General features: G+C 40.1%; 18 protein-coding genes and 1 tRNA gene. 11 read left to right on the forward strand and 8 right to left on the reverse strand.

From position 1 onward, the window contains the following. Positions 1–7: 7 nt before the first annotated feature. On the reverse strand, positions 8–1,228 hold the full coding sequence (locus D7322_RS24120) for an MFS transporter (protein WP_121126752.1): 1,221 nt from the start codon (positions 1,226–1,228) through the stop codon (positions 8–10). Between the two features lie 178 nt (positions 1,229–1,406). On the opposite strand from D7322_RS24120, the gene fsa reads away from it, so the two are divergent. The 3 genes from fsa (at position 1,407) to rnr (ending at position 5,019) form a co-directional block, all read left to right on the forward strand. Continuing rightward, a complete protein-coding gene (gene fsa / locus D7322_RS24125) occupies positions 1,407–2,066 on the forward strand; it encodes a fructose-6-phosphate aldolase (RefSeq protein ID WP_121126753.1) in 660 nt (219 codons plus the stop codon). Between the two features lie 130 nt (positions 2,067–2,196). Beyond that, complete coding sequence (locus D7322_RS24130; protein WP_121126754.1) at positions 2,197–2,625, forward strand: Fur family transcriptional regulator; 429 nt, start codon at positions 2,197–2,199, stop codon at positions 2,623–2,625. A gap of 261 nt (positions 2,626–2,886) precedes the next feature. Then, entirely contained in the window at positions 2,887–5,019 is a 2,133-nt protein-coding gene (rnr, locus tag D7322_RS24135) for a ribonuclease R (protein WP_121126755.1), read from the forward strand. 70 nt (positions 5,020–5,089) lie between these two features. Here the strand turns inward: rnr and D7322_RS24140 are convergent, their stop codons facing one another. Further along, positions 5,090–5,569 carry a hypothetical protein gene (locus D7322_RS24140; protein ID WP_147430537.1) on the reverse strand — a complete coding sequence of 160 codons (480 nt, stop codon included), beginning with the start codon at positions 5,567–5,569 and terminating at the stop codon, positions 5,090–5,092. 857 nt (positions 5,570–6,426) lie between these two features. Here D7322_RS24140 and rpsL point away from each other — a divergent pair. The 4 genes from rpsL (at position 6,427) to rpsJ (ending at position 9,968) form a co-directional block, all read left to right on the forward strand. Beyond that, positions 6,427–6,840: a 30S ribosomal protein S12 gene (rpsL, locus tag D7322_RS24150; protein WP_002993550.1), complete on the forward strand. Its 414-nt coding sequence runs from the start codon at positions 6,427–6,429 to the stop codon at positions 6,838–6,840. Between the two features lie 19 nt (positions 6,841–6,859). Beyond that, positions 6,860–7,327: a 30S ribosomal protein S7 gene (gene rpsG, locus D7322_RS24155; protein WP_077437603.1), complete on the forward strand. Its 468-nt coding sequence runs from the start codon at positions 6,860–6,862 to the stop codon at positions 7,325–7,327. Between the two features lie 133 nt (positions 7,328–7,460). Then, positions 7,461–9,584, forward strand: coding sequence for an elongation factor G (gene fusA, locus D7322_RS24160; RefSeq protein WP_121126758.1), 2,124 nt, complete (start codon positions 7,461–7,463; stop codon positions 9,582–9,584). Positions 9,585–9,662: 78 nt separating this feature from the next. Further along, on the forward strand, positions 9,663–9,968 hold the full coding sequence (rpsJ, locus tag D7322_RS24165; RefSeq protein ID WP_028070501.1) for a 30S ribosomal protein S10: 306 nt from the start codon (positions 9,663–9,665) through the stop codon (positions 9,966–9,968). Between the two features lie 71 nt (positions 9,969–10,039). Here rpsJ and D7322_RS24170 read toward each other — a convergent pair whose 3' ends face one another. The 3 genes from D7322_RS24170 to D7322_RS24180 all read right to left on the reverse strand — a co-directional run bounded on the left by D7322_RS24170 (position 10,040) and on the right by D7322_RS24180 (position 13,432). Beyond that, on the reverse strand, positions 10,040–10,705 hold the full coding sequence (locus D7322_RS24170) for a porin family protein (protein ID WP_121126759.1): 666 nt from the start codon (positions 10,703–10,705) through the stop codon (positions 10,040–10,042). A gap of 868 nt (positions 10,706–11,573) precedes the next feature. Further along, entirely contained in the window at positions 11,574–12,707 is a 1,134-nt protein-coding gene (locus D7322_RS24175) for an AI-2E family transporter (protein WP_121126760.1), read from the reverse strand. A gap of 116 nt (positions 12,708–12,823) precedes the next feature. Further along, positions 12,824–13,432, reverse strand: coding sequence for a porin family protein (locus D7322_RS24180; RefSeq protein WP_121126761.1), 609 nt, complete (start codon positions 13,430–13,432; stop codon positions 12,824–12,826). A gap of 380 nt (positions 13,433–13,812) precedes the next feature. On the opposite strand from D7322_RS24180, the gene D7322_RS24185 reads away from it, so the two are divergent. Then, a tRNA-Cys gene (locus tag D7322_RS24185) sits at positions 13,813–13,883 on the forward strand. A 33-nt stretch (positions 13,884–13,916) separates the two neighbouring features. Continuing rightward, on the forward strand, positions 13,917–14,096 hold the full coding sequence (locus D7322_RS24190; protein WP_077437607.1) for a spore protein: 180 nt from the start codon (positions 13,917–13,919) through the stop codon (positions 14,094–14,096). A gap of 34 nt (positions 14,097–14,130) precedes the next feature. Here D7322_RS24190 and D7322_RS24195 read toward each other — a convergent pair whose 3' ends face one another. Beyond that, on the reverse strand, positions 14,131–14,877 hold the full coding sequence (locus D7322_RS24195) for a copper homeostasis protein CutC (protein ID WP_121126762.1): 747 nt from the start codon (positions 14,875–14,877) through the stop codon (positions 14,131–14,133). Between the two features lie 295 nt (positions 14,878–15,172). On the opposite strand from D7322_RS24195, the gene D7322_RS24200 reads away from it, so the two are divergent. Next, positions 15,173–15,571: a hypothetical protein gene (locus D7322_RS24200; RefSeq protein WP_147430538.1), complete on the forward strand. Its 399-nt coding sequence runs from the start codon at positions 15,173–15,175 to the stop codon at positions 15,569–15,571. A 46-nt stretch (positions 15,572–15,617) separates the two neighbouring features. After that, entirely contained in the window at positions 15,618–15,911 is a 294-nt protein-coding gene (locus D7322_RS24205; protein WP_108636779.1) for a Smr/MutS family protein, read from the forward strand. Positions 15,912–15,969: 58 nt separating this feature from the next. On the opposite strand, the gene D7322_RS24210 is transcribed toward D7322_RS24205, so the two are convergent. Next, on the reverse strand, positions 15,970–16,950 hold the full coding sequence (locus tag D7322_RS24210) for a 3-keto-disaccharide hydrolase (protein WP_121126764.1): 981 nt from the start codon (positions 16,948–16,950) through the stop codon (positions 15,970–15,972). Between the two features lie 137 nt (positions 16,951–17,087). After that, the gene (locus D7322_RS24215; RefSeq protein WP_121126765.1) at positions 17,088–18,770 is read right to left on the reverse strand and encodes a sodium:solute symporter family protein; all 1,683 of its coding nucleotides are present in this window, start codon (positions 18,768–18,770) and stop codon (positions 17,088–17,090) included. Positions 18,771–18,792 lie beyond the last annotated feature (22 nt).

Below are 18,792 nucleotides of genomic sequence, written 5' to 3' on the forward strand. Positions count from 1 at the left end.
CTCAATACTAAAATCGAAAAAGCCTTTTATGGATATGTAGGCGAAGGTAAGTATAATAGAGGATAGCGATCAATATCCCCAATCCCCCCATGGTATATAAAGTCGCCCTTAGACCACAATAACTGGCCAAGGAGCCGATCATCAATGTTCCTATCGGAAAAATTCCCTGGAAGGCCATGACATAATATGAAATAGCCCTGGCCCGGTATATCGGTATGGCATGTGTCTGAATATAAGTATTGATACTCGAGTTCTGCATCATCATGGCAAAGGAAACCAGCATTACATAGACGAGCGCCATCTGCAAGATATTCGAATGAGCAAGGAAGAGCAAGGCCAGTCCCATCAGCGCAGCAGCCCCCATCACCTGATACCGCAGGTTTGATCCGGACTTCAAGCGAGCCATATTAAATGCGCCGATCATAGCTCCCAATCCAGCTGCACTTTCAAACCAGGAGAAAGTGCGTTCATCCCCATGGAACATTTCTTTTGCTATGGCCGGTAAGAGCGAGGTATAAGGGATCACAATCAAACTGGAAAACGTCATGATAATAATCAAGGAGGAGATATGTGGCGAACGCTTGAGGTAGCGGAAACCTTCAACCAAGCCTTCCCAGTTGCTCCCTTTACTGAGCTGCCCTTTGGTTTCATCCACCTGCATCATCAGCAATGTAATGATAACCGGTACAAAACTGATAAAATTCAATGCGAAACAGACCAGCTCGCCATAAGTACTGAGCAAAATACCCCCAATCGCGGGTCCCAGCATCCGGGCAGCGTTAAAGATAGTCGAATTGAGCGCAATGGCATTGGGCAGATCCTTGCGGTCACCGACCAGATACATCATCAACGACTGCCGGCCGAGCACATCAAAGGAATTGATGACCCCTTGTATCAGACCGAGAACCGAGAGCCACAGCACACTCTCCCACCTGAGGTAAACCACCAACGTGAGTATACCAGCCTGTATCATCAGGCCGATCTGCGTCAATAATACCAATTTATATTTTTTGTGCTTATCGACGAAGCTTCCGATAAAAGGCGACAATACCAACGAGGGCAATAAAGAAATAAACTGAACGAAACCCAACCAAAACACAGAACTTGTCAGTTCATACACCAGCCAGCTGATCGCTATCCGTTGCATCCACGTTCCCATCAGGGAAATTGCTTGTCCTATAACATGTAAACGGAAGTTTCTATAATGGAGAGACCTAAAAACCTGCATATTGAAAGATAATACTATAAAAATATAACAAAAAAGAAAGAGAAGAGGTTCTTATTTGCAAAAATAATGATGCAATTCATTGAAATCAATGCGTAATACTGGAATATAATCAATAACTTTGCACCTATTATTTCGAACGTTAAAATAATCAAATAATTATCATTCAATAACATACACAATGAAATTTTTTATTGACACAGCGAACCTAGAGCAAATCAAGGAAGCCCAGGACTTAGGCGTATTAGACGGTGTAACGACCAATCCAAGTTTAATGGCTAAAGAAGGTATCAGCGGTGATGAGAACGTAATCAACCACTACAAAGCAATCTGTGCAATTGTTGACGGCGACGTGAGTGCTGAAGTTATTTCGACTACTTATGAAGAAATGATTAAAGAAGGAGAAGCATTAGCAGCTCTTGACAGCAAGATCGTGGTCAAAGTTCCTATGATCAAAGATGGCGTGAAAGCAATCAAATATTTCAGCAAAAAAGGGATTAAAACAAACTGTACATTGGTATTCACCGCTGGTCAAGCGCTATTGGCGGCAAAAGCAGGTGCGACTTATGTATCTCCTTTTATTGGCCGTTTGGATGATATCTCTACCGACGGATTGGCATTGATCGAAGATATCCGTCTGATCTATGATAACTACCAATATCCAACACAGATCTTGGCCGCTTCTGTACGCCATAGTGCACACATCTTGGGCTGTGCTAAAATTGGTGCAGATGTGATGACAGGCCCATTGTCGGCAATTTTATCTTTATTAAAACACCCATTGACTGACAGCGGTTTAGCAACATTTTTAGCTGACCACGCAAAAGCTGCGGGTAAATAAAATAGACTATATTTCGGTATAGGTTTTAAACCGATAAGGAGAAGATGACAATAATCTTAACCTTATCGGTTTTCTTATGCGGATAAATTCCGTATTTTTGTAGTTGATCTAAGGTTTAACGAAGAAGTCCATGGAACAATCCAATACCGTATATCCAGAAATCCTGAAACGGAATAGCTTAAAAGTCACCCAACCCCGGTTGAAGGTACTTGAAATTATTTCAACAAAAGATTCGGCCATCTCTCAACCTGAATTGGAGAAATTATTGGGTAAGGATATCGATCGTGTGACCTTGTATCGTGTGCTGGCCAGTTTTGAGGAAAAAGGTATTATCCACAAGATCTTTGATCTGCACGGAACCGCTACCTATGCCATGTGTTCCACCAACTGCTCCGAACACGACCATCATGACCAACATGTACATTTCATCTGTCGGGTATGCAACTCGGTCTATTGCCTGGATGAAATTACATTACCAAAAGTAAATATCCCCAATGGGTTTAGCCTGGAAGCGATTGCCGTAAATGCACTCGGCGTATGTAACCATTGTAAAAAATAAATCACAACGTACAGCTTCAAAACAATTTTTCGCTTGATCTGTCTATAGTTTGATAATTGGATTCGCTCCGATTGGCTCGGCTATTGTACAGGTGAATGCTGATTTTTTTTGTACCTTGTATCAACACCGCAACCATACTTGATAAGTGATTGCGCACATAGCTGGTTTATTGTACCTGCGGGTCTAATAACCACTGTTTTACACATTGGCTATCATGCAAATGACTTGGTGGCTAATACGAATGAGTAAATAATAAAACGAATGAAGACAAGAAAAGATAATCCCTATAAAGAGGTATTAACACAACTGATCATCGATATTTTCGAAAAATCAGGAAACAAGCCACTCAACTATAAACAAGTTTCTTCCAAATTGAATCTGACGGACAACGATTCCAAAGTTGCCATTGCCGATATTTTACAGGATAATGTCCGGAGTGGACTATTTGTCGAGGTTGAGCGTGGAAAGTTCAACCTCAAGCAGCTTAAAGTATATGTGACCGGAAAAGTGGATATGACGGCTGACGGCTCTGCCTATATCATCCCAGACGATGAGTTTGAGAACGATATTTATATTGCACCCCGTAAACTAAGGCAGGCTCTGCATGGGGATATTGTCAAAGTACATACTTTTGAGAAAAGAAAAGGTGGACGTAAAAAAGAAGGCGAAGTTGTCGAAATCTTACAACGGGCCAAAACCGACTTTACCGGAACAATCAGCATTTCAAATAATTTCGCATTTTTTATCGCCGACGACCGCAAGATGTTGCACGACATCTTTATACCACTGGACAACCTGAATGGTGCCAAGGACAAGGAAAAAGTTGTGGTTTCGATCATTGACTGGCCAAGCGGCAGCAAGAATCCGGTTGGTACCGTCAAGCATGTCCTCGGGGTCAAGGGAGAGAACAATACCGAGATGAATGCTATCCTCGCAGACTACGGTTTCCCACTGGAATTCCCAAAGAAGGTAGAAGAAGAAGCCAATAAAATTACGGAGGAAATCAGCAAGGAAGAGATCGCCAAAAGACGTGATTTCAGGGGAGTTCCAACCTTCACGATTGACCCTGCGGATGCCAAAGATTTTGATGACGCCCTATCGTTCCAAAAGCTGGAGAATGGCAATTACGAGATCGGTGTGCACATTGCCGATGTATCACATTTTGTGATTCCGGATACCGAACTGGATAAGGAAGCTTTTAACCGGGCTACATCAGTCTATCTGGTAGACCGCGTTATTCCAATGCTTCCCGAGCGATTGTCCAATGGCGTATGTTCATTACGACCACATGAGGACAAGCTCTGTTTTTCGGCGGTATTCGAGTTGGATGAAAAAGCCAATATACACGATCAATGGTTTGGCCGTACGGTTATCCATTCGGACAGGCGCTTTAGCTATGAGGAAGCACAGGAAGTCATTGAGACAAAATCCGGTGATTTCAGTACTGAGATTTTAAAATTGAATGAACTGGCATACATCCTCCGGGAGCGTAAGTTTAAGAATGGTGCGATCGCCTTTGAAAGTGAGGAAGTCAAATTTACCCTGGATGAAAACGGCAAACCTACGGGTGTCTATACCAAAATACGTAAGGATGCACACAAGCTGATCGAAGATTTTATGTTGTTGGCCAACCGTAAAGTGGCTGAGTATATCGGTAAGCAAGGCCGCGGTAAAAACAAATTAACATTTGTATACCGTTACCACGATGTGCCGAATCCGGAAACATTGACGACATTTTCGCAATTTGCGGCACGATTTGGCCATAAGCTGACCATTAAAACAGACAAGGAAACAGCAAAATCCCTAAATGCTATCATGACCAAGATCGAAGGCAGCAAGGAACAGAATATGCTGACCTCTTTGGCGGTGCGCTCCATGGCCAAGGCCATCTATACGACGAAGAAAACAAGCCATTATGGATTGGCATTTGACTATTATACCCATTTCACCTCCCCTATCCGTCGATATCCGGATGTGATGGTTCACCGTCTTTTGCAGTTCTACCTGGATAGTGGCACAAAGGTCAATGCCGAGCACTATGAGAAAATGTCAGAGCACTCTTCACAGATGGAGAAAAAGGCAGCCGAAGCGGAACGCGCATCCATCAAATACAAACAGGCAGAATATCTACAGGATCAGATCGGCACAGAATATACCGGTATTGTCTCGGGTGTGACCGAATGGGGTATGTATGTGGAGATTGAGGAGAACAAGTGTGAGGGTATGGTACGCTTACGTGATATCACGGATGATTTCTATGTACTGGATGAGAAGAACTACGCGATTATCGGCCAGCGGAAGAAAAAGAAATTTCAGTTGGGCGATGAGGTACAGATCCGTGTGAAGAAAGTAGATCTGGATAAACGACAGATAGATTTTACGTTGTTGTCTTAGCTTCCACAAAAATAAAAAGGAGAACTAGCTCTCCTTTTTATTTTTTTTATGACGGAAAGACTAAGATCTGTTAATCAACTTCGTTAAATGAAACCATTTTTAAAAATTGAGGATCGGCATCCTTAATAATCACTTTGCTACCTTCGTCCACTACTTTTCCATTATCTTCGATTTTCCAAGTAACAGTATACGGAGTACTCCCGAATTCAAATCCTCCGAATTTCAAACTACCAAACTGGAACTTTTCTAATGATTTCAATACTATTGTTTTTCCTCCATCAAAATCATCCGTCCCTAATTGTATAATGTCATCTGTGACTTTAGTACCATTTATATCCCAATCCACGAAGGTACCATTTTCTTTCCCGCCATTAATTGATAAATTAAAATAATCATCTTCAGTTTTTTTGAATTCTTTCGAAACAGTGATTGTTGCCGTAATATCATGATCTTTGAAGTTCACCGGTTTCGGATCATCATCTTTTGAACATCCCACAAACGCTAGAGTCACAAGCGTTAACACCATTAAATACATCGATTTGATTTTCATAATTTGCATACTTTAATTTGTTTTTTTCTGTTAATTATCCGTCCGTGTTTGACAAACGTCTTGCCAAAAAGAAGCATAAACACGCAAAAAGATAAAATATACTCAGAAACCAGTAGAAGAATATTTTCACAGAAAAAACACAGAGCGACTAGTATTCAAGACAATAAAGATTTTTACGAGTCAAACATTGTGTTCTGCTTTTCGCTCCCAGCCTAAGACAACGCTACTATCGTTGTCCTTATTTGACAACATAATAATAACCAGTAGCAGCTGCTAAACTTGCGAGCGCAATATCGGATTGTACAAGCATTAAACGACGCTCCCATTATTATCACAGCACACCTTACATATTATTGCGCTATCTCAGAAAAGGAAACATTCCGCACTGTGTTTACTCCATTTCGCCAAGTAAAATATTGATTCTGCGCGATGTCGGATTGAGACAAACCAGTGTCGAAATCATTTTTCCATGTGGGGAAATGAAAATTCCACTCGGCGAAATCATCCAAACCATTGACAAAACGGGCCAGACAGGTGACGGAATCATTTCGACAGTGAACTGGATCATTTCGTTACTGCGGCGGATGACACAAACGGGCGTCGAACCAATTCCGACAGACGGGGAAATGAAACTTCCACCCGACTAAATCATCTAAACCAAGGACAGCATGCACGAGAAGGAGCGCGAACTCATCAAACAAGGAGGGAAAACAGCTTCGCCAGAGGGAAAAGGCATCCGACATCTCTAAAAAATAATCTAAATTTTATACACTAACTATTTAATATTCAAAACAGAATCAGTATCTTTGCGAACTTAAAATAATTTAGGTATAAAATTTATAAACAAAAACAGGTAAATGCCTACTATTCAACAATTAGTTAGAAAAGGTAGAGTAGCTCTGGTTGATAAGAGTAAGTCACCAGCGTTGGACTCATGTCCACAGCGAAGAGGTGTATGTACACGTGTATATACTACTACCCCTAAAAAACCAAACTCAGCAATGCGTAAAGTAGCTCGTGTACGTTTAACAAACGGTAAAGAGGTCAACGCTTACATCCCTGGAGAAGGTCACAACTTACAAGAGCACTCGATCGTATTGATCCGTGGTGGTCGTGTTAAGGATTTACCAGGTGTGCGTTACCACATCATCCGTGGTGCATTAGATACTTCAGGTGTAGCAGGTCGTAACCAACGTCGTTCTAAATACGGAACTAAGCGTCCTAAACCAGGACAAGCAGCTGCAGCTCCAGCAAAAGGTAAAAAGAAATAATTAAACGGAGGAAAGAAAAATGAGAAAGTCAAAACCGAAAAAGAGAATCATTTTACCTGATCCAAAGTTTAATGACGTTCAGGTAACACGTTTCGTAAACAATATGATGGTAGATGGTAAAAAATCCATCGCTTATGATATTTTTTACGATGCAGTAGAATTAGTAGAACAAAAAACACAAGAAAGCGGTTTAGAAGCTTGGAAAAAAGCTTTAAACAACGTTATGCCTGCTGTTGAAGTTAAATCACGCCGTGTAGGTGGTGCTAACTTCCAAGTTCCTATGGAAGTTCGTCCAGAGCGTAAAATTGCTTTGGGTATGAAATGGTTAATTTCATACGCTCGTAAACGTGGTGAAAAAACAATGTTCGAAAAATTAGCAGGAGAAATCATTTCAGCTTCTAAAGGTGAAGGTGCTGCTGTTAAGAAGAAAGAAGATACGCACAAAATGGCGGAAGCTAACAAAGCGTTCTCACACTTCAGATTCTAATTTTGAAGACATTCAAAAAAATATGATTACACCGACCTCCGATAAACGAACACTCTTTTATCAAGGTCGGTGTACTTATTTAACATTACATTTAAACACATAAGGCCCGTAAGGCCAGCTGCTTAAAAATATTATGGCAAGAGATTTAAAATTCACTAGAAATATCGGTATCGCTGCACACATCGATGCTGGTAAAACTACAACAACTGAGCGTATCCTTTATTACTCAGGTGTAAACCATAAAATTGGTGAGGTTCACGAAGGTGCTTCAACAATGGACTGGATGGAGCAAGAGGCTGAGCGTGGTATCACGATCACTTCTGCTGCAACAACTGTATTCTGGAACTACCGTAACAACAAATACCAAGTAAACGTTATCGATACACCTGGACACGTGGATTTCACGGTTGAGGTAAACCGTTCGTTACGTGTATTGGATGGATTGGTATTCTTGTTTTCAGCAGTTGATGGTGTTGAGCCTCAATCTGAAACAAACTGGCGCTTAGCTGATGGCTACAAAGTACCTCGTATCGGTTTCGTTAACAAAATGGACCGTTCAGGAGCTGACTTCTTGAAAGTTGTAAAACAAGTAAAAGACATGTTAGGTTCTGATGCTGTAGCTTTACAATTGCCTATCGGTGCTGAAGATACGTTCACAGGTGTGGTTGATTTGATCAACAACCGTGGTATCGTTTGGAATGAGCATGATAAAGGAATGACTTTCACTGAAGTTCCAATTCCTGAGGATATGTTGGACGAGGTTGCTGAATACCGTGAGAAATTATTGGAAGCAGTAGCTGGCTATGATGAGTCTTTGATGGAGAAATTCTTCGAAGATCCAGATTCATTGACTGAGCGTGAAATCTTAAATGCGTTACGTGCAGCAGTATTGGATAACTCTATCGTTCCTATGGTTTGTGGTTCATCTTTCAAAAACAAAGGTGTTCAAACCATGTTGGATCTTGTAATGGAATTATTGCCTTCACCTCTTGATGTAGAGGCTGTAAAAGGTACTAACCCTGATACTGGTGAAGAAATCGAGCGTAAACCATCTGTTAATGAGCCTTTCGCAGCTTTAGGTTTCAAAATTGCGACTGACCCATTCGTAGGTCGTTTATGTTTCATCCGTGCTTACTCTGGTAAGTTAGATGCAGGTTCTTATGTATTGAACACACGTTCAGGTAACAAAGAACGTATCTCTCGTATCTTCCAAATGCACGCGAACAAACAAAACCCTATTCCTTTTATCGAGGCAGGTGATATCGGTGCAGTTGTAGGTTTCAAAGACATCAAAACTGGTGATACACTTTGTGACGAAAAAGCGCCTATCGTATTAGAGTCCATGACTTTCCCTGAGCCAGTAATTGGTTTAGCGATTGAGCCTAAAACTCAAGCTGACGTGGATAGATTAGGTATTGGTCTTGGTAAATTGGCTGAAGAGGATCCTACATTCGTTGTTAAATCTGACGAAGAGACTGGCCAAACAGTTATCTCTGGTATGGGTGAGCTTCACTTAGAGATCTTGATCGACCGTTTGAAACGTGAATTCAAAGTTGAGGTTAACCAAGGTGCTCCTCAAGTAGCATACAAAGAGTCTATCAATGGTACTACTGAGCACCGTGAGGTATACAAAAAACAATCAGGTGGTCGTGGTAAATTCGCGGATATCAAAGTTGTTATCTCTCCTATCGATGCAGATTACGATACAACAAAATCAGCACTTCAATTCGTAAACGAAATTGTGGGTGGTGCGATTCCAAAAGAATACATCCCTTCGGTTCAAAAAGGATTTGAAGCATCATTGAATAATGGTGTATTAGCTGGTTACCCACTTTCTGGCATGAAAGTTCGTTTGATTGATGGTTCATTCCACGCAGTCGATTCAGATTCATTGTCATTCGAATTGGCAGCTAAAATGGCTTACCGTGAGGCATTGCCTAAATGTTCTCCAGTATTGATGGAGCCAATCATGAAAGTTGAAGTATTGACTCCAGAAGAAAACATGGGTGATGTAATGGGTGACTTGAACCGTCGTCGTGGTCAAATGCAAGGTTTGGATTCACGTAACGGTGCACAAGTAATCAAAGCATTGGTTCCACTTTCTGAAATGTTCGGTTACGTAACTCAATTACGTACAATCACTTCAGGTCGTGCAACATCTACAATGGAATTTGATCACTATGCTGAAGCTCCACGTAACGTTGCTGAAGAAGTAATCGCAAAATCAAAAGGTAGAATCAAAGGTTCTGTAGAATAATATAGAACTCAAAAATAAACCGACCGCTGGTTGTTAATAGCTCTAATCAGCGGTCATTTTTTAATAATATCATATACTATGAGCCAAAGAATCAGAATTAAATTGAAATCTTACGATTACAATTTGGTTGACAAATCAGCTGAAAAAATCGTAAAAACAGTAAAACCTACAGGTGCAGTTGTTAGTGGTCCTATTCCATTGCCTACTGAGAAAAAAATCTACACGGTATTACGTTCACCACACGTTAACAAAAAAGCACGTGAGCAATTCCAATTGTGTGCTTACAAAAGATTGTTGGATATCTATTCATCAAACGCTAAAACTGTTGACGCATTGATGAAACTTGAATTGCCTTCAGGTGTTGAAGTAGAAATCAAAGTGTGATAGATTTCAGTCACTGAAAAAAGAAAGGGCCTTTCGTAAGAAAAGCCCTTTTTTATTGTCCCGTCTTACCATTATAACTGATAACCGATACCTACTGAGAAAACACGGTTTTTAGCTGAACTATCGCCAGAATCCTTCGCTATATTTGTTAGCCCTAGACTATAACCAGCATTAATCAAGAAACCATTAGCAAATTTAAAACCAGCTAAAAGGTTTGCTCCAGCATCAAAAGTTTTCAAACCCGCATCACTAAAGCTTCCACTGTCCGTTCCATTAGTACCACCATACTCATCGAATCCGCTCATATTCTCTATTTTTTCTTTAACATGAATTCCAATCCCCGCATAAGGTCCGGCCCCCAAAAAGACATTACCGGAATTTCCTGTCGGAATAGAATATACAAAATTCACAGGTACCTCAATGTACATAAAATCTTGTTTGATATTCCCTGTTGCTCCACTTACCCCGATGATCTCAGCCAACTTCTCGACCGAAATTTTACGTCCTTTACCTTGTAAAGAAACCCCGGGCTGGATGCTAAAATTGTTTGCCAATGGCAAATCCGCATAACCTGCCACATAAAATGACGTTGCCGCGTCAGAGGTATAAGAAAGACCTTTAAGAGATTCTTTCACCTTCGCAAAGTTTGCCCCTGCTTTAAAACCATAAGAAGTTTGTGCTTTTGCTCCAGCAATAAAACATAATGCTGCTGCAATTGAGAGTAATTTTCTTTTCATTAAAAAATAAATTAAATATAATACTAAAATAATATATTTTACTGAAATGCAATCAAAAATGAATCGACAAATTTCCTATTACATTTTTGGAACTTCAAAGGTTCCTGTATACAACCTATCACTTAACTCCTATTTTTAAGCTGCTCTAGCCATTGAAGTACCATCAGCAAAAAAAAAAGCCAACAATGGAAATAACACGCTCACAAAACACCTTAAAACCATCAAATTTAAACAACTCTCCCTTCTTCCATTGACTAATTCCGCGTTTCCCTCTTTTGCAGAGGCTTTCTTAAGCCACCAAGTTACAGAGCAGGTTCGAAGACCAGCCGAACAAAGTCCAAAAGCCACTTGAAAAAATCTACTCCTTAGTTGTTATTTGACCGCTGCTTTTCAAACGCTTTGTTAGCATGGGATAAGTATCTGTATAGTGCATTTTTTTTTGCCGATGGGCTAAACAACAATTTCGCAAACAAAGCTATATCTGTACTTAAACAGTACTTAACGAGTACATAGACAACTACTTCCCCATTCTTGTAAAAATTATTCATTTTTTAAAAGGTATTAAGAGCTAAATCTAATAGTGTTGGGATAGGTCTTTAAGCGGCATATAACAGGGTCGCTACGCTCTCAAGATTAGAGAAAGTCATCATATGACTTTAATCGCAGAGCGACTCCGCTGGCTTGATTTTGTTTTTTGTAAATATTTTTTATAACGTGTTATAGTTATGAGTCTCTTTGCAGAAAGGAACTATAGCAAAGCCCTATGCTGTCATCGTACAGGTTTCCGGGGACCATAGAACCGATAAACAATAGTATCCGTAATACCATGATTATCAATATTAAAAATAAGTTAACGGTTTTAATAAAATCACTCCTTCGCCTCATTTTCAATAATCTTCTTCTCAATCGGATTTAAAGTCTCAAATAGATCCTTATACACTTCATCCTTACTATCTTCTTCCCCCAGCAAGAATCCCCATGGTTTCAGCTCTTTAATGCGGTCCATCACAATCTTGACTATCGCCAAAATAGGGATTGCCAAAAACATACCTGAAATACCCCAGATCATCTCACCGATTATAATGGACAGCATGGCAAATAGGGAATTGACCTTCACTTTGGATCCTACAATTTTGGGAACAATAAAATTGCTGTCAATCATATGTACAATAATCAATGCTAGAATGACTAACACAACATGGGTCAATGACGAGGTAGCGAAAGTAAGAATGGAGATAATCAGCATGGATGAGAAAATACCTACATAAGGCAGTACGTTGAATACGCCTGTGATTAAAGCCAAGAGTAAACTGTACTTCACACCAATTAGGGAGAGGCAAATAAAAACTAAAAGGGAAACTAAACTCATCTGGATCAACAGACCGATCAAATACTTCTTGACAACATATTGAATTTGCCTAACAACATCTACAACAATAGGTCGATCTTCAACCCGGTTAACAAACAAAAGAAACTTGACAATATGACCTCTATAAATCAGTAAGAAGAAGGTATAAAGAAAGGTAAAAACAAACAAAATAAACAGGGAGGAAAGTGAAACCAATGCCGTGCCTAAAAATAGGGTACCGGAATCAACTGACTTTGAAGCTGTTTTGTTAATAAATTCCATTTGCTCTTTGTGCTGTATTCCAAATTGTTCACTGACCCAGATTTGCAGTTTACCTGCTCCGTCCATTATCTGCTCTTTAAATGCCGGAAAGTCTTCTTTAAGCAGTGTGAGTTGCGAGGCTAATAAGAAGAGACCGTAACCCAGTACCCCGAAAAACAGAATCACACTGAGTATTCCGGCCAATGTCCGTGGGAATCGCAACTTGTGTTCCATAAAATTGCTTAGTGGAATCAAAAGCAGCGAGAACAGCAAGCCCAAAATCATCGGGATAAGTATCGTATCACCAATCTTTGCCAGATAACCCAAAAGAAGGATACTGATTAATACACAGGCCAACTTCACATAAAAGGGTAAAGTGAGGAATCTTTTCATTGAATATTCTTTTGAATAAAAATAACAATTTCGGATGACTTAAGTTTAGAGAAATAAAAAAGTCCCTACAGATGCAGGGACTCTTTCCTCATAATAAGCTTAAGTACTTATATTTCTTATAGTCCAAAGCCAATACCAATAGACCATACGCGGTTTTTAATTGAGCCCCCATTAGGCGATAAATTTGTTAGGCCTAAACCGTAACCTGCGTTGATCTGAAAACCATTAGATAATTGATAACCTGCTAGGAAATTCACACCAAAATCAGTACGTTTTAGATCGTTACCCGCCTCACTACCAAATTTTATATCATTCTCAAATTTTGATTGGTTGTCTTCACCTTTGTATTTACCACTCAAACCAAAACCCACATAAGGCCCAGCACCAACGAAGAAATTACCAGATGTTGTAGGGAATTTCGCAACAGCATTTACCGGAATATCTAATGTCATAATACTCTCTTTCGCCTCGCGTTGGTCATCAGTCGGTTTCCATTTTGTTCCCTTATTTTGTAAAGATAATCCTGGCTGAATGGAGAAATACGGAGAAATAGGCGCATCTAAATAACCTGTTACAAAAAAGCCTGTATTAGATTTTGTCTGATCAATCTCCGTAGAATATTTAGGAATGTTTACACCCGCACGGAGTCCATATCCCAATCCGCCTTGTGCAAAAGCTCCTAATGAACCAAATAAAATTGCTGCAGATAATAATAGTTTTTTCATGTTTCCTAATTTAATTTACTTTGTTCTTCTATCATTTATTCTCATATATTTCTTGTATGAGATTTATTACAGTGACATTTGCAATATCTATTCCAAAATAGATAAACTATTCATTTTCACTTCAAAACAAAAGAAAAAACTCGTGCCGATTTTTTTTTGAATGTCCTCTAAATGATACAGTAGCTTGTAGAAATTTTAATGTTTTCTACTGATCGTATACATTAGTATTTCTACGCTTAAAGCCTGCATAAGCAACATACTCAAAAACTACACCCTTGGTTTTCAAGATAATGCTCAAAAACGCAAAAGTTTTATCACAAAGATTTTTTAATTCCAATTATAAGTTTTATTTTTGCAGACCTTCAAAAGGAAAAAAATAGGGTCGGATGGCCGAGTGGCTAGGCTGAGGTCTGCAAAACCTCCTACAGCGGTTCGAATCCGCTTCCGACCTCGTTTTATTTTAAACAATAAAAATATTATCAAAATGGGAGTTACACGTTTAAAAAGAAAAGATAGAAGAAATAAAACTGTTTCACGTGTTGAAGTTCAGTTCTTGAAATTAGGAACTAACGTTGAGTTAGGTTCTAGATCAAAAATGAAAGCTAGCAACCAAATCGTTAAAAACGATGCTATCTTAAATCAATTAGCTGCAGAAGCTAAATAAGCACAAAGAAATTAGCAGCCTTTAAAGTTATACTTTAAAGGCTTTTTAATAAGTCTACCATCTGGTGGACTTTTTCTTTTGAGCTCATCCACTGCGCCTCGTCCATCCCCTTCACCTGATCTTGCGAAAATCTCATCTTTGAAGACTGACTTTCTTTTGCTGAACTATGGATCGCAATGGCCCCAGTCTCCGCCAAGATTGTCGTGATATTGGAAGCATCCACTCCGGCACCTGGCATAATCACAATTCGTCCGGCTGCCTGCTCAATTAATTGTTTCAGCAATGGCGCACCGGATAAAGCTGAATTTCTCAGTCCCGAAGTCAAGATACGGTCAATACCTAAAGCAATGATATCTTCCAATGCACCAAAAGGATCTTTGACCCGATCAAAAGCACGGTGAAACGTGACATGCATAGGTCGAGCAGCATCAACCAAACGCTTTGTATTAACCTTGTCCACGGTACCATCGGCATTCAATACCCCTAGGACAACGCCATCCATGCCCAATTCCTTACATAGCTCAATATCGGCGATCATCTCCAGCATTTCTTCTTCCGTATATAGAAAGTCTCCACCCCGTGGTCTGATCAGGACATGAATTCCGATATGAACAAGCTCACGCACCAGTTTTAGTTGACCAAAAGACGGTGTTGTACCACCATTCTCCAGATTCTGACAAAATTCAATACGTGTCGCACCGCCTTTCTCCGCCTGGATTGCTGAAGCCACTGAATTGGAACATATTTCCAATTGATAGCTTCCGATTGTTTTCTCCTTCATTCAATTCTATTTTTAACCCGTTTTTACGCAATGCGAATAACGCAAAAAAAAAGCAAAATACCTATTTTCAGCTATAGGGCAATTAGGATAATCTACTCCGCTTTTTCACGGAGGCCCTCAAGATCCAATAACTGTTATGCAGAACTCCCACTATCGTTGGTCAACTATTATTCAAATTAAGAAAAACATTTATTCAAACCGTTTGTATATACCTTACATGCTTTTATTTAAAATTCTAATAACCAACATTATATAAAATTTAGATAAAAATATCATGGCTATTATATCAAAAAACATGGAAATACAGGAAAGGATCATCGGCACTTTTGAGGAGCTCCAATCCGCCATACATGGTTTAGAAAGCCAGCTTGTTGAATTTGAAATATTGTTTAATCAGGCATGCGATAGGCATATCGCGTCCGATTTTCAGAAAGAATGTCTGCTAGACCGAATTTCCTCCCGGCATGTGACAATCGTGTCCAGGCATGAAAGTCTGCAACTTATTCAAGAAACAGTTTCTGCTTATCGTGATTATGACGGCTTGTTCCTGGATCATAAGCAGTTATTGCAATCGCTGGAATTACTGATGTTAAATCATGCAGAGAAAGAGGAATACGAAATTGCTGCCATTATAAAAAAATGGTATGAAAAATTCGCCCGGGCTGTTGATTTCATCGCCGATCTCGCCTACTAAGTCGTTGTTTTGTTTTACATTTGCGGCATTGTAATATATTTGAATCATGCGCAAACCACCCGCTATAGTTGATCTACACGCAGATGCTTTTCTCGAAGACTGGGAAGACTACTCGGCTGACGAACTGATGTTAGAATCTATTGATTACCTCAGATCCAACCTGGATGCAGCCATTTATTGGGAGATGAACGAAATCAAATTTATTCACGGAAAGGGAAAAGGTACCTTAAAAAAAATGATATTTAAGGAACTACAGGATTACAAAGAAAGTGGTTCAATTGATCGATACTATACATCATACCAGAACGAAGACGTTGTGGTCGTTGTAATTGGAATCTAAAAGGAATGAGCCCGATAAAATATCGAGCTCATCACATGAATAATTGCTTTCTACACTATTATTTAACGGCCGGTGTAATAACTACTTTACGGAATTCAACCGGTCCGTGATCACCCTGGAAATAGATCGGACCAGGTTCAGCCTCTCTACTATCCAGTGCTCCGCCGGTAATCCCCGGAATCTCTTGATTGCTGATCACTGTTTTACCATTGGCAACCACAGTCACCAGGCGTCCTATCAATGTAATATCATAGGTCTGCCATTCTCCGGCCCCTTTATTCACCATCTCATTTGCTGCAAGGAAACCATAGACGCCTGCAAAAAGGACGGCATTAGGATGCGCATCTTTCGGACTATCCTCAATTTGCACCTCATAGCGCCCTCTAAGATACACCCCACTATTACTGCCCGAAGGAATTTTAAATTCAACGTGCAATTTAAAATCTTCAAATTTTTGTTCCGAGACGAGGTTAGAGCCCGATTGAGGACTGGTTAAAATACCATTTTTCACAATCCACTGATTGGTTTTTCCGGTCGCTTTCCAGCCCGACAGATCCTTTCCATTAAAAAGCTGGATCGGTTTCCCCCACTTTACGGCGGCCGTTCTTTTTAACTCGGGCGCACGTACTCCTTTAAAACGATGTGTTTTTCCATCTGGTTCCGTTATCGTTCCCTGCAATGTTCCGTTTAAGATCTCCCCTTCTACACTTAAATTCATCTTTCCGCCTTCCCATTGTGGTGGAATTGCGAATTTGAATTTCCCATTTTCGTAAAAAACCTGTGAAACAGGCCGTGCGCTTCCAGAAGTACTTACGTAATGACCGACTAAGGTCTTGTAACCCGACAATTTCACTTCAAGCCAGGAGGGTGCCGGTGTGCCATTGACGTCAACTTCAATATCCCAACGCCCGATCAGTTCTTTTCCTTCAACTTCTTGCCTGTAATGCACAGATTCTTTTGCGAATGATTTAGCAGAGATCACTTGTGGTAATGCACAAGAAGCTAAAACCCCTAAAAGAAAAGCGGTATTTCTTTTCATCTTATGTATGTTTATATTCTAATTGACAATAAATTTTAAGCAATTTAACTGTTTAATAGCGGGTTTACAAACATATAAAGTTAAAAAACACTAAGAAAACGAAGTGCCTCAGATAATCTGTGCTGATTTTTGAGTATTTAAACCTGATTTATAAAAACTCTATTAGCTGCGCGCCATGGAATCAACGCACTGATAAGTATTACTGTTGCAATTCCGCCTACTAATGGAGAACGGTCTGCAAAGAAAAAACACAATACATAAAGCAGCAACGCAATAAAGGTGAGCGAAAATGCAATCATCTTCAATCCAAATTTATTCTGGCTTTTCAATGCTATTTCCTCTTCGTTATCAATCCGCTGTACACTTTCCTTACGCGCGGCTTTAATGTTTTTGAGCGCAATATATTCTGAACTTATCTTTCCACGTGATTTCGCATATAGTTCAACACAGGCCAACAAAACGAAGGGCAGCATAACACCAAGCAGCATCTCATTGGCTCGGCTAAGTTTATAGTCTATCAACCAAGGAAAAATAATTTTAAACAGCAGATTGACACCTAGACTAACAGCAGTTATATACAGGGTTGCCTTTCCTGTCAATCGCTTTGAAAACAATGCCCATATCGGTGGCGCCAATAATGGTCCACCAGTAATGGCGCCTATGCTCAAAGTAAACTCTACTATCCCTCCGATCAGTGGCACAATCAGCGCTACAATAATCATAAAAAATCCAAAAAACCAAGATGATGCACGAGCGATAAACATCAGTTTTTTTTCCGTTGCTTGCGGGTTTAATGTCCCCTTATAAATATCGTTCGTAAAAACAGCTGACACGACATTCAAGGCTGTATTTGCAGATGCCGATGTAGAGAAATACATCCCCGTAAGCATCAATCCAAGTAATCCCGCAGGCAGCACTTGCTTACAAACCATAATGTAGGCCGTCTCGGTAGCTAATCCGGTCAAATCCGGATTGATCGCCTTGTAAACCATGGGCGGAATCATCCACAAAATCGGGCTAGCGATGTATAAGGCAGCAAATAAATAAGCAACTTTGGATGCTGACCGGGGTGTATCAACACTTGTATAGCGCTGTACAAACGTCCAATTACCTCCAATATAAAAAATATGATATAAAGCAAAAGCGACAATAAAACCCCATGTATATTCACCATTGACAACATTGAAAAAATCATCAGGCGCTTTATCCAAGAAGGACTGCACACCACCAACTTCTTCAAAAACCAATGGAATGACAATCACGATCGCTGCGGTCAGGACGACAAATTGTAGGATATCTGTCACCATGACCGCCCACAACCCGCCGATGGCCGTATAAGCAATCATTAAGATTCCCAAAACGATGGTAACTGGTATCAAAGGATAGTCCAGCGATTCGGAAACAAGTTTGGCCACCGAATACAAAACCGACCCTTTGAGAAATACCGACACGATCATAAAGACGTAGATGTAACACTTCTGAACTGCGCTCCCCAGACGCTCCTTAATAAACTCGGCAGCAGTAAGATTTCCTGTAGCCTTCCATTTAGGAGCTAGATAAAGTCCTGTTATCAGTCCACCTATACACATGGTCCACTGAATGGTAATCGCTACCCAGCCATGACTATACGCTATTGAACCCCAAGCGACAAAGGTACCTGCTGAAAAAAAACTCATAAATAGGGACATTCCCCCTATAAACCAGGGCACGGATTCACCACCAGCAAAAAAGGACTTCAGGTTTCTTCCGGTTCGTGAGAAGCTTATCCCTACAAGCATTATGAATACCGAAAAAACGATTATAACTACTGTATCTATCATCTTGTATCAACTATTAAATTAC

The organism is Sphingobacterium puteale (genome assembly GCF_003627955.1).
GTDB lineage: Bacteria > Bacteroidota > Bacteroidia > Sphingobacteriales > Sphingobacteriaceae > Sphingobacterium > Sphingobacterium puteale.

Excerpts from the sequence above, each read along its gene's own strand:
- D7322_RS24120 (WP_121126752.1), bottom strand. The coding sequence starts at position 1,228 with ATGCAGGTTTTTAGGTCTCTCCATTATAGAAACTTCCGTTTACATGTT.
- fsa (WP_121126753.1), top strand. The coding sequence starts at position 1,407 with ATGAAATTTTTTATTGACACAGCGAACCTAGAGCAAATCAAGGAAGCC.
- D7322_RS24130 (WP_121126754.1), top strand. The coding sequence starts at position 2,197 with ATGGAACAATCCAATACCGTATATCCAGAAATCCTGAAACGGAATAGC.
- rnr (WP_121126755.1), top strand. The coding sequence starts at position 2,887 with ATGAAGACAAGAAAAGATAATCCCTATAAAGAGGTATTAACACAACTG.
- D7322_RS24140 (WP_147430537.1), bottom strand. The coding sequence starts at position 5,569 with ATGAAAATCAAATCGATGTATTTAATGGTGTTAACGCTTGTGACTCTA.
- rpsL (WP_002993550.1), top strand. The coding sequence starts at position 6,427 with ATGCCTACTATTCAACAATTAGTTAGAAAAGGTAGAGTAGCTCTGGTT.
- rpsG (WP_077437603.1), top strand. The coding sequence starts at position 6,860 with ATGAGAAAGTCAAAACCGAAAAAGAGAATCATTTTACCTGATCCAAAG.
- fusA (WP_121126758.1), top strand. The coding sequence starts at position 7,461 with ATGGCAAGAGATTTAAAATTCACTAGAAATATCGGTATCGCTGCACAC.
- rpsJ (WP_028070501.1), top strand. The coding sequence starts at position 9,663 with ATGAGCCAAAGAATCAGAATTAAATTGAAATCTTACGATTACAATTTG.
- D7322_RS24170 (WP_121126759.1), bottom strand. The coding sequence starts at position 10,705 with ATGAAAAGAAAATTACTCTCAATTGCAGCAGCATTATGTTTTATTGCT.
- D7322_RS24175 (WP_121126760.1), bottom strand. The coding sequence starts at position 12,707 with ATGAAAAGATTCCTCACTTTACCCTTTTATGTGAAGTTGGCCTGTGTA.
- D7322_RS24180 (WP_121126761.1), bottom strand. The coding sequence starts at position 13,432 with ATGAAAAAACTATTATTATCTGCAGCAATTTTATTTGGTTCATTAGGA.
- D7322_RS24190 (WP_077437607.1), top strand. The coding sequence starts at position 13,917 with ATGGGAGTTACACGTTTAAAAAGAAAAGATAGAAGAAATAAAACTGTT.
- D7322_RS24195 (WP_121126762.1), bottom strand. The coding sequence starts at position 14,877 with ATGAAGGAGAAAACAATCGGAAGCTATCAATTGGAAATATGTTCCAAT.
- D7322_RS24200 (WP_147430538.1), top strand. The coding sequence starts at position 15,173 with ATGGAAATACAGGAAAGGATCATCGGCACTTTTGAGGAGCTCCAATCC.
- D7322_RS24205 (WP_108636779.1), top strand. The coding sequence starts at position 15,618 with ATGCGCAAACCACCCGCTATAGTTGATCTACACGCAGATGCTTTTCTC.
- D7322_RS24210 (WP_121126764.1), bottom strand. The coding sequence starts at position 16,950 with ATGAAAAGAAATACCGCTTTTCTTTTAGGGGTTTTAGCTTCTTGTGCA.
- D7322_RS24215 (WP_121126765.1), bottom strand. The coding sequence starts at position 18,770 with ATGATAGATACAGTAGTTATAATCGTTTTTTCGGTATTCATAATGCTT.